This window comes from Alcaligenes sp., assembly GCF_050255915.1.
Classification (GTDB): Bacteria; Pseudomonadota; Gammaproteobacteria; order Burkholderiales; family Burkholderiaceae_B; genus Alcaligenes; species Alcaligenes aquatilis.
In genome coordinates this window covers 398572-414228 of the sequence record NZ_JBFWIQ010000001.1, presented here as the reverse complement: position 1 = coordinate 414228, position 15657 = coordinate 398572, and the positions used below count along the sequence as shown (strand labels likewise).

Annotated in this window: 12 protein-coding genes; 3 read left to right on the top strand and 9 right to left on the bottom strand. The window is 55.8% G+C overall.

What is annotated here, in order from left to right; genetic code table 11:
* Positions 1–51 precede the first annotated feature (51 nt).
* The 7 genes from AB7E06_RS01835 to AB7E06_RS01805 form a co-directional block, all read right to left on the bottom strand.
* Positions 52–1347, bottom strand: coding sequence for a TRAP transporter large permease (locus AB7E06_RS01835; RefSeq protein ID WP_094195966.1), 1296 nt, complete (start codon positions 1345–1347; stop codon positions 52–54).
* A 2-nt stretch (positions 1348–1349) separates the two neighbouring features.
* Positions 1350–1856: a TRAP transporter small permease gene (locus tag AB7E06_RS01830; RefSeq protein WP_108727913.1), complete on the bottom strand. Its 507-nt coding sequence runs from the start codon at positions 1854–1856 to the stop codon at positions 1350–1352.
* Positions 1857–1876: 20 nt separating this feature from the next.
* The gene (dctP, locus tag AB7E06_RS01825) at positions 1877–2869 is read right to left on the bottom strand and encodes a TRAP transporter substrate-binding protein DctP (protein WP_094195964.1); all 993 of its coding nucleotides are present in this window, start codon (positions 2867–2869) and stop codon (positions 1877–1879) included.
* 48 nt (positions 2870–2917) lie between these two features.
* Positions 2918–4243, bottom strand: coding sequence for an NAD(P)/FAD-dependent oxidoreductase (locus AB7E06_RS01820; protein ID WP_094195963.1), 1326 nt, complete (start codon positions 4241–4243; stop codon positions 2918–2920).
* Positions 4240–4605: an ethanolamine utilization protein EutQ gene (locus AB7E06_RS01815; protein ID WP_230019153.1), complete on the bottom strand. Its 366-nt coding sequence runs from the start codon at positions 4603–4605 to the stop codon at positions 4240–4242. Before AB7E06_RS01815 ends, AB7E06_RS01820 begins: the two co-directional genes overlap by 4 nt.
* Positions 4606–4868: 263 nt before the next feature.
* Positions 4869–6350 (bottom strand): SulP family inorganic anion transporter, encoded by a 1482-nt coding sequence (locus AB7E06_RS01810; protein WP_427954867.1) that lies wholly within the window; start codon positions 6348–6350, stop codon positions 4869–4871.
* 374 nt (positions 6351–6724) lie between these two features.
* Positions 6725–8779, bottom strand: a complete 2055-nt coding sequence (locus AB7E06_RS01805; RefSeq protein WP_094195961.1) for an ATP-dependent DNA helicase — start codon at positions 8777–8779, stop codon at positions 6725–6727.
* A 160-nt stretch (positions 8780–8939) separates the two neighbouring features.
* Here AB7E06_RS01805 and AB7E06_RS01800 point away from each other — a divergent pair, with 160 nt between their 5' ends.
* From AB7E06_RS01800 to AB7E06_RS01790, 3 genes are all read left to right on the top strand, one after another.
* Positions 8940–11288, top strand: a complete 2349-nt coding sequence (locus tag AB7E06_RS01800; protein ID WP_427954864.1) for a Tex family protein — start codon at positions 8940–8942, stop codon at positions 11286–11288.
* 3 nt (positions 11289–11291) lie between these two features.
* On the top strand, positions 11292–11804 hold the full coding sequence (locus AB7E06_RS01795) for a hypothetical protein (RefSeq protein ID WP_094195959.1): 513 nt from the start codon (positions 11292–11294) through the stop codon (positions 11802–11804).
* Between the two features lie 236 nt (positions 11805–12040).
* Complete coding sequence (locus AB7E06_RS01790; RefSeq protein ID WP_094195958.1) at positions 12041–12691, top strand: CatB-related O-acetyltransferase; 651 nt, start codon at positions 12041–12043, stop codon at positions 12689–12691.
* A 289-nt stretch (positions 12692–12980) separates the two neighbouring features.
* Here AB7E06_RS01790 and AB7E06_RS01785 read toward each other — a convergent pair whose 3' ends face one another.
* On the bottom strand, positions 12981–14303 hold the full coding sequence (locus AB7E06_RS01785; RefSeq protein WP_121738434.1) for a tryptophan--tRNA ligase: 1323 nt from the start codon (positions 14301–14303) through the stop codon (positions 12981–12983).
* Positions 14304–14378: 75 nt separating this feature from the next.
* Positions 14379–15470 (bottom strand): cell division protein ZapE, encoded by a 1092-nt coding sequence (gene zapE, locus AB7E06_RS01780; protein ID WP_162496938.1) that lies wholly within the window; start codon positions 15468–15470, stop codon positions 14379–14381.
* Positions 15471–15657 lie beyond the last annotated feature (187 nt).

The window sequence follows — 15657 nt, the reverse complement described above, 5'->3', positions numbered from 1 at the left end:
ATCGCCTGCTTGTAGAGTCGCTTTAATCGCCAAAGTATACCGGCGCTCCTCTTACAACAGGCCCAGCATTCGTGGAAACGCCAAGGAAACGGCGGGCACAAAGGTGGTAATCAACTGAACCGGAATGGCTACAAACACAATCATGGCAATGGCCGGACTAAAAGAGCGGTGTACCGCTACTTTACTGATACGGCAGGACATATACAGCACAGGTGCCATCGGCGGACTGTTGGAACCTACGATTACTGCACATGCCACAATCGCGGCAAACTGTACCGGGTTGACCTCTGCCGCCCCCACCAACGGCAGCAGCAAGGGAGCCACCACCACGGTCAAGGACACGTCATCGATAATCATGCCCACCAGAACCAGAAAGATATTCACCATCAAAAGAATTCCGATGGGACTATCGACCAGACCGGTCACAAAAGTGGCCAGGTCCTGTGGCACGCCTTGCGCAACCAGAATTCGGCCAATCAGGAAAGAGAACAGCAAGATCAGGATGACCGTCCCCGTGGTCTCTGCCGTACGTACAAAACTGTCGCACAGCTTGCGCAAGGTCAGCTCACGGTACACAAAGCAGCCAATACCGATGACCAGCACAACAGCTACCGCAGCCGCTTCTGTGGGCGTGAAGACTCCCCCATAAATCCCGCCCAGAATCAAGGCAGGAATACATAAGGCGGGGATGGCATAGAACAAGGTTTTGAGCGAATAACGCCCTTGAGTTTCGTGCGCAGGCTGAGCAGGCGACTCCTTGAACCAGCGTCCAGCCACGACATAATTAAACAAAATCAAACCAAACATCAAGAGCAAGCCCGGTCCGATCGTCGCTGCAAAGCAGGCCACCACGGATTGCTGGGTCACCACGGCAAACAAAATCATGGTAATGGACGGCGGGATCAGAATGCCCAGCAAGGAGGAAATACCCAATAAGGCCGCCGAATACTGACGAGGATAACCACGTTGCTCCATGGGGTCGACCAAGATGGTGCCAATGGAAGCCACTGCCGCCGAGGCAGTCCCCGAAATCGCCCCGAACACCCCGGAAGCCAGAACCATGCTGGCCCCCATGCCACCACGACGATTCTTGACCAGCATTTCGGCAAAACCCACCAAACGATGAGCAATCCCGCCTGCCTGCATCAAATAACCTGCCATGATGAACAAGGGCAAGGCCAGCAGAACCAGGGAGTTCAAGGAACGGAATCCTTGCAGCATCAAGGTATTCAAATTGACGTCATAGACCAAGGTCAACATTAACAACGTGCCAGCAAAGGACCAGGCCACCGGCACCCCCACCCCCAGCAGGAACAGCAGCAAGAGAACAGAAAATCCAGCATGCATAATCAATCGTCTCCCTGGCGCAAGGCCATCAAAGACTGATAAACATCGCGCAAGGCATACAACAGGCTACCGACTGCGTTCAGGCCAATTGCAGACTGAGGCACCCAGACAGGAATCGACAGCTCCGCCATGGTGGCGGAGAAGCGGGAGCCCCACATGAACATGCGCAAGGTCCAATAAGCGAAGGCCACCACAATAATCAGTACCAGTACCGACACAATAAAACGGTGAATGGCACGCGCTTGTGGCGTTTTCAAACGATGTGACAGATAGTCCACCACCAGATGCTGACGGGACTGACTGGCGATCAGCGCCCCGGTCATGTACAGCCAGATCGCCGCCACCATCACAATGGTGTGCACTCCTGTTGCCGGCCAGTTCAGGTAGTAACGTGCTGCCACCACATAGGCCAAACCTGCCGCCACCACGATGCTTGACACAATGGCCAGCCATTCCAGGGCAACCAGGGTCGGCCCGCGCTTCATTGGGATACCCTCACTCACGCTCATACTCCCTTGATCCAAGGTGTTCACTTGAGAGCCGAGGCGTTTTTCTCGATATGCGCCATGATGTTCTCGCCTACTTCAGCGTGCATCGATGGCCAGACTTTGGCGCGGACATGCGTACCCAATGCGGCCAGCTGATCCTTGTCGAGTTCAATGTAGTTTTTGCCCAGCGCCTTCCACTTCTCCACAATAGCCGCGTCCGCTAGCTGGGCCTTGGCAAACTGCTCTTGCATGATGCTGGTGGCGGAGGCTTGAATCACTTCCTGTTGTTCGGGTTTCAGGGCCTCCCAAGCTTCCAGGTTCATGGACAGCACACCAGTAATGAATTGCTGCTTGCTGCGCACGTAATAATCCAAGGTGTCGCGGAAATACTCGTAGTCGTAATAAATGACATTGGCCGCGTCGCCATCGACCACGCCAGTTTGAATGGAAGTGAACACCTCCCCCCAATCAATGGCGGCCGTTTGGTAACCCATGGCTTGCACAGACTGCTGCATTATGGAGATTGGAGGTACCCGTACCTTGATGCTCTTGGCATCCTCCACCGTCAACGCATGTTTGCCTTTGGTAGCAACGCCATTAAAGCCTTCAGGCCAGGCACCAAAGAACTTCAGACCATTTTCCTTGTAAACACTATCCAGCGTTTCATTCAGCCAGCCACCAGGCTGGTAAGCAGCCAGGGCTTCTTCCCAGGTGGTGAACATATAAGGCGTATAGATCACCGCAATGCGCTTGTCATAGGAAGTCATGGGCCAGTTCAACATCAACTGCACATCCCCCGCTATGTGCTGATCGAACACCTCTTCCTGACCTCCTAACTGGTTCTGATAAAAAACGCGTGGCGACAAAGCGCCTTGCGTGCCCTCTTTAATCAACGCGGCCCATTTTTCGATAGCGTCACCGCTAGGCGAACCCTGCGCGCCCGAGTCTGTTGCAATGCGCATGGTTTGTGCGGACACGGTGGCCACACTCAGGCTGAACATCACCGTCAGCAAAGTCTTGCTCAAAAGCGTCATAACTCCTCCTGGGTATCTCTTTTAAATTTGTTGTTCAAACTTCACTTGTCAGGCTTCTGCTCGGTGTCGCCACAACTCCCAGCCCAAACGGGCCCGGACCCCCACATCCAGAAACGGCCGTGGCGGCAAAGCATCGGGTTGCCCCAGAGCCTGCATGTCAGCAATCAAAGGGTTATCCACGCCACAGGCCAGATCCGCCACCAACATGCCGGAGATCGTACCTTTGGTCAGCCCCACCCCGTTCTGACACACCGCGCAGTACACATGTGGCGCCACCTGCCCAAAGCCGGGCGAGCCGTTACGGGACAAGCAGATAAAGCCCGTCCAGGTGTGCTCCATTTCCACGTTCTTCAGATTCGGGAAACGCTCATCAAACAGGGTTTTGTGCTCGATGCGAACACGGCGACGGCTCTGGTCATCGCTACGCAAATTAGGGGCGTACGTCATGTGCTGGCGAATCAGAATGCGCTGGTCATTGGTGCGGCGCATGGTGATACCTACAAACGCATTGGCGGGCGTCAAACCCCAGCTGGGCAAACCGCCCAATTCACGCTGTTCGCTTTCAGTCAGGCAACGAGTCAAGCTGGCATGAGCGGCCATCGGCATCAGCTTGCCGCTATAAAACCCAAACTGCTCCGCGAACACGTTCACGGCCAGAATCATCTTTCCTGCACGAACTTTGCCGCCGGGGGTGTACAGCGTGACGCCATCACCTTGCTGCAAAGACAACACCGGCGTTTTTTCGTAGACGGTGACGTTGGGAGGCATATTGTCAGCCAGGCCACGCGATAAAGCAGCCGGGTTCAGCAGCACCGTGCCTGGGGTGTAAATACCTGTACGGAAATGCTTGAATCCCAGCTTATCGTGCAAAGCCTTCCCGTCCAGCCACTCATGCGGTTCCTTCAAGGACTCCAGCACCTGAAGCGTAGGCTTCAGGGTTGTGCGTACGCCTTCCTCGGAAACCGCCGCATGGAATTTCCCGATGGGGCTCCAATCACACTCAATGCTGTAACGCTCTACCTGAGCTTTCAGATAAGCAATTGCCGTACGCGCCAAGCGCACGTGCGAGCGGGCGGCGTCCAGTTCGCCCATGGAACTACCAACGTTATGAGGGCTATCAATCGCAAAGCCGGAGTTTCGGCCTTGAGCCCCTTCACCCACCTGATCCGCTTCCAGCACCACGATGCTGTCATCGGGACGATTCTCTGCCAGGCGACGAGCTGCGGCCAAACCGGCCAGACCACCGCCAACAATCACCCAATCGGCTTGTATATCTTTACCTAAGGCTGGCTTGGCCATGCGAGGCGCCAGAAGCCGACTCCACCCATTGGTCTTGTCGTTCTCCGGCAGGTGCATAATTTTCTTGGTGCTCATGCGGCCGTCCGTGCGCTGGCCCAGTTGCTGGGATGCAGGCAATAATGGATCAGAGCAGACTCTGCTTCGTAGATCAGGGGAGTACCTGCGGGCAGCCAAACGCAGTCAAGGGGCCCTGCTTTCAAAACACCTTGCGGGGTATGAATATTGATGCTGCCTTCAATTACCGTGACCACTTCGTCGTAAAGCACAGTCCATTCAATTCGCGCCTTGCTCAGACGGGCATAACCAGCACTGAGAGGCGTGCCATCTTGTTCACCCACAATCTCCGCCAACTGCGCCATCTCGGGCTTTTCCTGTCGAGGCTGGAACGCCAAATCATTGAAACGCATCACCCGCGGCATCGTTTTTTCTGTCGTCATTCGCTTCACCAAACATAAGTGGATTCATAACATACATATCTGTATGTTGTGATGGTAGTTAGCTTGATGTAGAGCGTCAATGTCTTGAAGGATGGGGATTACCCTGCGTCGCACCCAGATTCTTGTTTAAGCTTGAATTATTATTTCCAGGCAATTGTGTGGGGCTGGAGGTGCACGACCGGGACTGAAATGTCCCCTTCAGAACCCAGGAAGGAGCAGACGATGGCAGTTAAGGCCGGCGCATCCAGCGCCGGCCACGCTATTTAATGAGGGTTTACGGGACTCGCACCGTCACTGCTGGGGTAACGAGCAAACTGTTCGATCATTGTCGTGCTACTGGCATCGAGCCCCTGCACCTGCACCTGGGCACCACCACGACGCAACTTCAACACAACCCGATCCAAGGCCGCAACCGAGCTTAAGTCCCAAAATCGTGTCTGGCTCACATCAATACAGATATGCGGCACTTTCTCTTGATAGTCGAACTTTGAAAAAAAGTTCTCTGCCGAGGCAAAAAACACCTGCCCGAAAACAATATAAGTACGTGTCTGGCCATCTTGGCTAAGGCTTGAGGTGATGTGCAAAATACGGCGCACCTTGTGTGCAAAGAATACCCCGGAGAACAGGACACCTGTCAGCACTCCTTTGGCCAGGTCGTGGGTGGCAACAGTGACCACCACCGTCGCCAACATGACAACACTGGATGTTCTGGGATGCACGACCAGGTCTTTGATTGAACGCCAATTGAATGTGCTGATGGACACCATCACCATCACGGCAACCAAGGCAGCCATCGGTATCTGCTTGACCCACTCCCCCAGAAAGACAACCAGTATCAACAGCACAACGCCCGCTGTTAAGGTGGACAGTCGGCCACGCCCACCTGATTTCACATTGATCACCGATTGCCCAATCATGGCACAGCCAGCCATCCCTCCTACAAAGCCCGTGGCGATATTGGCAATACCCTGTCCTACACACTCTCTGTCTTTGTTGCTCGTGGTATCGGTCATATCGTCCACGATAGTGGCCGTCATCAAGGATTCCAATAGACCCACAACACATAAGGTGACAGAGTAAGGAAAAATGATTTGCAGTATTTCCCATGTCCAAGGAACCTGCGGGATCAAAAAGCTGGGCAGGCTGTCAGGCAAGGCCCCCATATCACCCACGGTGCGGATATCCAGCTCAAAAACCATATAGACAATACTTAGAACGACAATGGCCACCAAGGGCGAAGGCACTGCCCTGGTGATATAAGGCAATCCATAAATGATGACCAGCCCAGCCGCCGTCATGGCATAAACAGGCCAGGTGACATTCGTCAACTCCGGCAATTGAGCCATAAAAATCAAGATCGCCAGGGCATTGACAAAGCCAGTGATGACCGAGCGCGAGACAAACTGCATAAGCTGCCCAAGGCGAAAAAAGCCAGCCAACATTTGCAGCATCCCTGCAAGAATGGTCGCCGCCAACAAATAGTCGAGCCCATGCTCTTTCACCAGCGTCACCATCACTAAGGCCATCGCCCCGGTCGCAGCCGAAATCATGCCTGGTCGGCCACCGACAAAAGCGATGAGCGTCGCGATAGAAAAAGAGGCATACAGGCCAACTTTAGGATCTACACCGGCAATAATGGAGAACGCAATGGCTTCCGGAATCAACGCTAATGCCACCACCAGGCCAGCCAGCAAATCACCCCGAACGTTGGAGAACCATTCCGTTCTGATTTTTTCAATAAACATAAACACCGCATTTAGCAAAGAAGAGAGACGCGCTTACCGTATCCAGCTAAACAGTCACCGTCTGGACACGCAAGGCAAAAACATGGGCATGCCCGTCGCGGCAAACAGCGACAGACAGAGAAAAGGACAAAGCAAGGAAAGAGCGCTCTTGCCGCGCTAGTGCCCCCTAAGGGGGTGTGACGGAATGAAAGTGTCCGCGAGGCATGGCTGCGCCCCGGTAATTAACCGGTTTCAGTGTGAGGTAAGCAAGGTTAACCATGGCCGTGATTGTACTCAGAAAACAAAACGCATTCCCTGCCCTTGGGAACAGACACCTCACCAGGATTGGCCTGGACTATGTTTGGGGGCAAGAAACCAGTCGGTCGACTGTCTCCTTACGGCTGCTCCAGGCCGTCCTCCATCGTCACTTGCCCTGCTTCATCGCTCTGCCGCTTGGCCTTTTGCTCCCGCAAAAACGCCAGCGCACGAGCAGGATCACGAGTCCGAGCGAAAGGTGGCAAACCACGCCACAGCAATTTGCCGTAGGGTTTCTCGACAATGCGGGTATCGCCCACCATCAGCACGCCCCAGTCGCGCTCGGTACGAATCAGGCGCCCAGCCCCTTGTTTCAAGGCAATGGCCGCTTCGGGCAACTGGTATTCCATAAAGGGATTACCGCCTCTGTCCTTGCATTCTTTGATACGGGCCTCCAGCACCGGATCATCCGGCGGAGCAAAGGGTAGCTTGTCGATCGCAACCAGTGTCAAGGCATCACCGGGCAGGTCAATCCCTTCCCAGAAGCTGGCACTGCCCACCAACACCGCATTGCCACGCGCACGGAACTCGTCCAGCAGAACCTGGCGCGAACGCTCCCCTTGGCGTAGCACATTGCGCTCTATGTCTTCCCGATCAAATCGGTCTCGCAGCATATCCGCAATCCGCTCTACCGAGCGCAAGGTGGTACAGAGCACCAACACACCGCCCTGACCCGCCTTGATCAGCGGAATGAGCGCATCCACGAAAGCCTGGTTGAAATTCGGATGGCTGGGAAGCGGCAAGGTGCTGGGCACATAGAACAGTGCCTGATTCGGATAGTCGAACGGTGAAGCCCAGGCTTCGGTGCGGGCATCGAACAAGCCCAGTTGCCGCTTGAAATGATTGAAATCCCCATGTACCGACAAGGTCGCCGAGGTCAGCACCCAGGACTGCTCCTTGCCTCTGTAACGCGAGAAAATCTTGGCCACCGATAAAGGCGCACTGTGCAAACGCAAATAGTGCTGGCCACTTTCTACCCAACGCACGAATTCGTCGGGCTGGTCTTCATCTTTTTCACTTTCAGGCAGATAGGCGTGGCGGCCCTGGCGATCTGGCTGACTCCACTGGAACAAGCGTGCACGTATCTCCAAGGCACTTTTATGCGCTGCTGCCAGATCAGGATGGCGCTCAGCCACCATAGCCAGCATCTTGATGACCTTATCGAAGGTCTCCAGCAAATTCTCCAGCGCCTCATCAAAAAGCTCAGGCTCGGGCAAGGCCTGGAAAGTGGCGCGGCCACCTTGAGCCGCCAGCGACGCGGTACGCAAATGCAAATCCCGAGCCGCTTGCTCCAGCTTGCGGGCGACCTGGCTCCAGTCCACGGTCTCACGGGCCTGGGCCAGACCCGCCGCTTCTATCTGCCGACACAAATCCGTCAGTTGATACAAGGACACGCTGCTACCCAAAAAACGGGTGGCCACGTCGGGCAGTTGGTGCGCTTCGTCAAACACCACCAGATCCACGCTGGGCAGCAAATCCGTTACACCCTCTTCGCGCAAGGCCAAATCGGCCATGAACAAGGCGTGGTTCACCACCACCACATCGGCATCCTGAGCATGACGGCGGGCCTTCATCACAAAGCAGTCGCGCACAAAGGGACAGTCCTGCCCCAGGCAGTTATCCCGCGTTGAGGTGACCCGGTGCCAAATATCCGCATCTTCGGGGACTTCGGCCAGCTCACCCTTGTCGCCGCTACGGCTGCGCTCTGTAAAGAGCTGGATAGCACGCAGATAAGCGATTTCCGCACGAGACTTCAGAGCCCGGTCATCCTGCCCCAACCGTTCCAAATGGTAATGACAGACGTAATTACTTCTGCCCTTGAGCAAGGCCACATCGACCGGCAAAGCCAGCGCTTTACGCAGGTGGGGAATATCCCGACGGAACAATTGGTCCTGCAAGGTACGCGTTCCGGTCGAGACCAGCGCTTTACCGCCTTGCATGAACACCGGAACCAGGTAGGCCCAGGTCTTGCCTGTGCCTGTGCCCGCCTCGGCGATCAGTACGCCAGAATCGGCGACCGTCTCGCTGATGGCTTGGGCCAGCTCCAACTGAGCCTGCCGCGGACGATAGTGCGGGACAGACTCTGCCAGAGGGCCTTGGGGAGAAAAGATATCGGAATAATCCTGCAACAACATGGGGCAAAACCGCTCAGGGAGAGGTGACGAATGACAGAACTGTCTACAATCACAGTGGAATACATACAAGATGATACCTGCCAATTCTGGGTCGCTGCCGGTCTTTATGGCAAAATGCGGCGCTTGCAGACCCTTTTACAACGATGGACCCATAACTGAAATGACTGTGGAAACCCTCGCCCAGCAACAGGATCACCAACAGATTCTGGCGCTACTGGCCTCTGAACTGAACATCCGCATCCAACAAGCCGCCTCGACGGTTGAGCTCTTGGACAACGGGGCCACGGTCCCTTTTATTGCCCGTTACCGCAAGGAAGCCACCGGTGGCCTGGACGATAATGTCCTGCGCGATCTGGAAGTGCGCCTGATCTATTTGCGCGATATGCAATCGCGTCGTCATGCCATTCTGGAATCGATCCGCCAGCAAGAAAAACTGACGCCCGAGCTGGAGCAAGCCATTTTGGCGGCGGACACCAAGCAGCGTCTGGAAGACTTGTACGCGCCGTACAAGCCCAAGCGTCGTACCCGTGCCCAGATTGCCCGCGAGGCCGGTCTGGAGCCGCTGGCGGACGCCATTCTGGCCCAGAAGGATGCCGACCCTGTGGCGTTGGCCGAAGGCTATCTGAATGCCGAAGCCAAGATCGACACGACCAAAGCTGCTCTGGACGGTGCCCGCGACATTCTGGCTGAACGCTTTGCCGAGCAAGCCGACCTGCTGGAAGCCATGCGCGACTATCTGTGGAAGTCCGCCCACCTGTACTCCAAGGTTGCCGAAGGCAAGGAGCAGGAAGGTGACAAATTCCGCGACTGGTTCGACTTTAACGAAGCGCTGCGCCAACTGCCTTCTCACCGCGTGCTGGCTTTGTTGCGCGGCCGTCAGCAAGGTGCGCTGGACCTGCGCCTGGGCCTGAACCCCGAACAGGATCAGCTCTTGCCCCACCCTTGTGTGCTGAAAGTGGCAGAGCTGACCGATATTGGCGCTGACTTTTCCGCCGACGCCAGCCCACGTGACCACTGGTTGGCCGAGGTCTGCCGCTGGACCTGGCGCGTCAAGTTGCTGACGGCGTTTGAATCCGAGCTGATTGGTCGTCTGCGCGAACAAGCTGAGCAGGAATCCACCCGCGTGTTTGCCGCCAATCTGCGCGATTTACTCTTGGCCGCCCCTGCGGGCAATAAAGCCGTTCTGGGCCTGGACCCAGGCATTCGTACCGGCGTGAAAGCCGCTGTGATCGATGCAACCGGCAAGGTGCTGGATACGGCCACCGTCTACCCCTTTGAGCCCCGTCGTGACCGCGAAGGCGCGATTCGTACCCTGGCCGGTCTGGCTACTCGCCACCAAGTTGAACTGGTCGCGATTGGTAACGGCACAGCGTCGCGCGAAACCGAGAAACTGGTGGCTGACCTGCAGTCGGCCTTCCCGCAACTGCCGCTGACCCGCGTCGTCGTGTCCGAGGCAGGGGCATCGGTGTACTCTGCTTCGGAAATGGCTGCCCAGGAATTTCCTGATATGGATGTCAGCCTGCGTGGTGCCGTCTCCATCGCCCGCCGCCTGCAAGATCCGTTGGCCGAACTGGTCAAGATAGACCCCAAATCCATTGGCGTTGGCCAATACCAGCACGACGTGAACCAGCGCGAACTGGCTCGCAGCCTGGATGCCGTGGTCGAAGATTGTGTTAACGCGGTGGGTGTGGACGTCAACACCGCTTCTGCTCCCCTGCTGGCGCGCGTCTCCGGCCTGAACAACACGCTGGCCAAAAACATCGTCACCTGGCGTGACGAAAATGGTGCCTTCCAAAGCCGCAAGCAGTTGCGTGACGTGCCCCGCTTTGGTGAAAAAGCCTTTGAGCAGGCAGCGGGCTTTTTGCGTATTCCCGGCGCAGCCAACCCTCTGGACGCCTCGGCGGTTCACCCCGAAGCCTATCCGGTTGCCGCCCGTATTCTGGAGCGTCTACAGACCGACGCCAGCGATGTCATGGGTAAATCCGACGCACTGAAAGGTTTGTCCCCTTCAGACTTCACGGATGAACGCTTTGGCTTGCCCACCGTGCGTGATATTTTTAACGAAATTGAAAAGCCCGGTCGCGACCCTCGCCCTGAATTTACGACGGCCAAGTTCCAGGAAGGCATCAACTCCCTGAACGATTTGACGCCCGGCATGATTCTGGAAGGCGTGGTCACCAACGTAGCCAACTTTGGTGCCTTTGTGGACGTAGGGGTACACCAGGACGGTCTGGTGCATATCTCGGCTCTGTCTGATACCTTTGTGAAAGATCCGCGTGATGTGGTTCGCGTGGGTCAGACGGTTAAGGTTAAAGTCCAGGAAGTGGATGTCGCCCGCAAGCGTATCGGTTTGACCATGCGCCTGAACGACGACAGCGCCCCAGTGCGTGGTTCCAACAGCACGAGCAACGCTCCCCAACGCCGCTCTGGAAACAATCGCCCCAACCGGCAAGCTGAACCAGCACCAACCGGTGCCATGGCAGCGGCCTTTAGCAAACTTCGGAGATAAGCCATGACTGAGACCGAGCGCCTTTCCCAACTGACGCGTCTGCTCAATCTGCTGACCGGATTTGATCAGAAGGAAGAGGATATTGCAGCCATCAGCCGGTCCGTGCTGACTGCCAGCGCCAGCCCGGCAGCGATGGGTGAGGCGTATGGAAAGCACGCGCAGAACCTGATGGAACACGATCCGGATGGTGCTCTGATCCTGGCCATCAGCTACGAACTGGATGATTATCTGGCCCTGGCCGATACCGTCGATGAACTGTGGGAAGAAATTCTGGCCGCGTTTGAAAATCAGGACCTGCCCGCCTTTCCCTACGACGACATGCCTTTTCAGGACGTAGATGGCTTTTTCCAATGGGCGAACGAGCAGTTGCAGGAGTTTCACCCCTCCTACTGTCTGCTGGAGTTTGCCCAAAGCTATGACGAGGAGTTTCAACTGATCGTGGTCAAACGCGAGAGCCTGGAAGAAATTCTGAGCCTGTGTGAAAAGCTGGATATTCCGGCCCAGCCAGCCGAATAAGGCGGCTATTCCTGCCGGCCTAAGCCCATCATCAAGCCCTGCATGAATGTTTACGCAGGGCTTGATGCTTTATGGCTGGTTTGAATACAAAGCGCCTCAACGCGCACTGGACGAGTCGCGCCATCAAGGTCAACCAAACGAGCCTCCTAGCCTCGCTTGGCTTCAATACGAACAGCCCACTTTGCCCTTACTGGCGCAAAGCCAGAACCAGCACGGCAAGGTCCAGAAGGAGAAGCATGGTGCAAAAGCACTGGTCGCAGGTCGAACTCCTGCACGAAACCGTATCCAATCCCAATATCCATATACGTGGCACACACAGCTACTACAGCCATGCCTGGACCGGCAGTTTTGAAGAAAGCGTGGTGCGTTACTTGTACGGGGACGAATACAGCCGCAAGACCTGGGACTCTCAATGGCCGGTGGACCAGCTACATATTGGCGACTACGTATGTATCGGTGCCGAGGCCGTGATTCTGATGGGCGGCAACCATACCCATCGCATGGACTGGTTCAGCCTGTATCCCTTCGTGGACAAGATTACGGACGCCTATGTGGGCAAAGGTGACACCCACATCCAGGACGGTGCCTGGATCGGTATGCGGGCCATGATCATGCCCGGTGTCGAGGTTGGTGAAGGCGCTGTGGTGGCCTCGGGGGCGATTGTGACCAAGAGCGTGGCACCGTATACCATCGTGGCCGGGAATCCGGCTGTGCCCGTGCGAAAACGCTTTGATGAGGCAAGCATTGAGCGGCTGCTGGCCTTGAGAATATATGACTGGCCAGAGGAAAAATTCACGGCCTTGCGCGACGTGATCTGTGCAGAAGATATTGCAGCATTGGAGCTGGCCAGCCAGAACTGGGATCAGCGGTCTACGACTCAGACCTGAACCCTTGCCTTAGGGAACTGCAAATGCAGAGCAGCCTTTGTAGCTGAAGCCAATACCCGGGATATCTCTGCCACAGGTTTTATCTTCAACCACCTTTCAAGGTATTGATTAAAAAGTAAAAAACAAAACAGCCCCAAACGTGAGATGAACATCTCGTTTTTGGGGCTGTTTATTTTCAAACGTGCTTCAAGGTAGGGTGCGGTGGCACAAAGAGACCTACTGCATCCAACCTAGGATCAATCCTGGGCAAGTTCTTTGCAAAGAATCAATCCTGCCACCGGCACACGACTTAGTCTCGCATCGAATCCAAAGCGGCTTCGAGTGCATCACGCAGATCTGCCGATACGCGAGCGACTTCCTCTCCGGCACAATGGATTTGCAGTTCCGAGCCATCTTGTTTGACGACCTCGGCGAACGCCGCAGTCTGCAAACCTTTGATCGCCACGCCCGCCTGTTTGGGATCAGCGTAGGAACGCGACAGGAACAACTCATGTCCGGCCGCATCCTGCAGGCGGAAACGGAACGTGCCATCTTCGTCGCGGAAATTCACAAACCGGGCTTTACGGGCCTTGGTTTCAGTCTTGGTAGCCGCCACACTGATCGGGTCACGCAGGCCCACAGCGGCCTTCAGTTCGTGAATAAAAGGTGTTGCATAGGCACGAGCCTTGCGGGCACCCACTTGCAGCAGTTCTTCAATGTCCTGAGGGCGAGCCATCAGAGATTCATAACGCTCGCGCATGGGGGCGATCATGGTTTCCAGAATCTGATGCAAAGCTTCTTTGGCCTCGCCCCAGGCCATCCCTTCGATCAGTTGCTGGCGGAAGATCTGAGTCTGCTCTGGCGTCGCAAAGGCCTTGTACAAGGCGGTCAGGTGGGAGTCATCCGGGTTCTTGGGTTCACCCGGGCCTTTGGAGTCCGTCACAATGCGGGCGATGGCGGACTTCAGCGCTTTGGCACCACCTTCAAACAGGGGAATAGTGTTGTCATAGCTCTTGGACATCTTGCGACCGTCCAGGCCCGGCAACAAAGCCACATCTTCCTCGACCTGCACCTCAGGCAGTACAAACAGCTCTTTGCCGCGACCATACAAATGGTTGAAGCTCTTAGCGATATCACGCGCCATTTCCAGATGCTGAACCTGATCACGGCCCACAGGCACTTTATGCGCGTTGAACATCAAGATGTCAGCCGCCATCAACACGGGATAGCTGAACAAGCCCATGGTCACGCCGTCGTCCGGCTCCATGCCAGCCGCCTCGTTTTTATCCACGGAGGCTTTATACGCGTGCGCACGGTTCATCAAACCCTTGCCCGTCACGCAGCCCAGCATCCAGGACAGTTCGGGAATTTCAGGAATATCAGATTGGCGATAAAACGTTACTTTTTCCACATCCAGGCCGCAGGCTATCCAGGTGGCGGCAATCGCACGGCGCGAAATGGCTACGCGCTCCGGGTCGTCACATTTGATCAGGGCGTGGTAGTCCGCCATGAAGAAAAATGCGTCGACATCGGCTTGCTGGCTAGCACGGATAGCAGGACGAATCGCCCCGGCATAGTTACCCAAGTGTGGAATACCGGTCGTTGTAACGCCGGTCAGTACTCGTGTCGTCATGATAAAAAATACGCTTATAAAACTACGTGTCAGGGTCAGGTATCAGGTGCATTGGCCACCGGCCGCGCCCAAGACCTACAAAATAACTGCCTGGCGCCGTTCTGACTCCAGGTACTCGCGCGATTGCATTTCCATCAACCGCGAGACAGTACGGTGGAACTCATTGGCCATGGGGCCATCTACATACAACTCTTCCTCAGGCACCGCCGCGGACATAATAAATTTGACTTTGTGATCGTAAAAAACGTCCACCAGCCAGGTGAAGCGCCGTGCAGCAGAAGCATCACGGGCTGTCATACGGGGAACGTCGGACAGGATCACGGTCTGGAAACGGTTGGCCAGTTCCAGATAATCATTCTGCGAACGTGCGCTAACGCACAGGGTCTCGAAATCAAACCACACAGCCGAGCCTGACAAGGCCACCGCTTTCACATCACGGTTCTCGATGCTAAGTACAGGCTCTTGGGGGGCGGTGTCCGATAAGGCCGTAAACATGGATTGCAGTTCGGCGGTGGTCTCTGGCCCCAATGGCGTCAGATAGGTTTTCACCTGCTCCAGCGCACGGCGGCGGTAATCCACACCGGTGTCCACGTTCATGATGTCCATATTCTTCTGGATCAGCGCAATGGCGGGCAAAATGCGGTCGCGATGCAAACCTTCCGGATACAGCGTGGAGGGCTCGTAGTTGGACGTCATCACAAAGGACGTGCCGCGCTCGAACAGGCCCAGCAACAGCTTGTACAGAATCATGGCATCGGCCACATCCGAGACATGGAACTCGTCAAAACAGATCAGACGATAACGCTTGGCGATACGCTTGGCGACCTCATCCAATGGGTCGCTCATGCCTTTGACCTGATTCAGTTCTTTGTGTACGCCACGCATGAACTCGTGGAAGTGAATCCGGGTTTTGCGCTTGAGTGGCACCGTCAGGTAGAAGGCGTCCATCAGGAAGCTCTTGCCGCGCCCTACGCCACCCCACAGGTACACACCACGCGGCACTTCCGGGCGGGAAAACATACGACGCAAGGCACCGGAGCGCATTTTGCGAAACTCCACCCACTCGTCGTAATAGCGTTGCAACCGGTCTATAGCTTGCTCCTGTGCCTGGTCGGCACGATAGCCTTTTTCCGCTAAAGCCTGATGGTAATACTCGCGAACATTCATATCACTGAAAATAAAAGAACCTGTCCAGGACAGGTGGTGGTCTGCCAGCATGCACTGCGATCCACTGCAGCACTGCTTTTGATGCAGGGCCTGAGCATACTGCGCGGTCAATTATCTCACGCATCACAGCCTGTACAGACTGCTTTGATCAGCCTTTCGTGACGAAAAAAAGGGCGAGCCTGTGCCC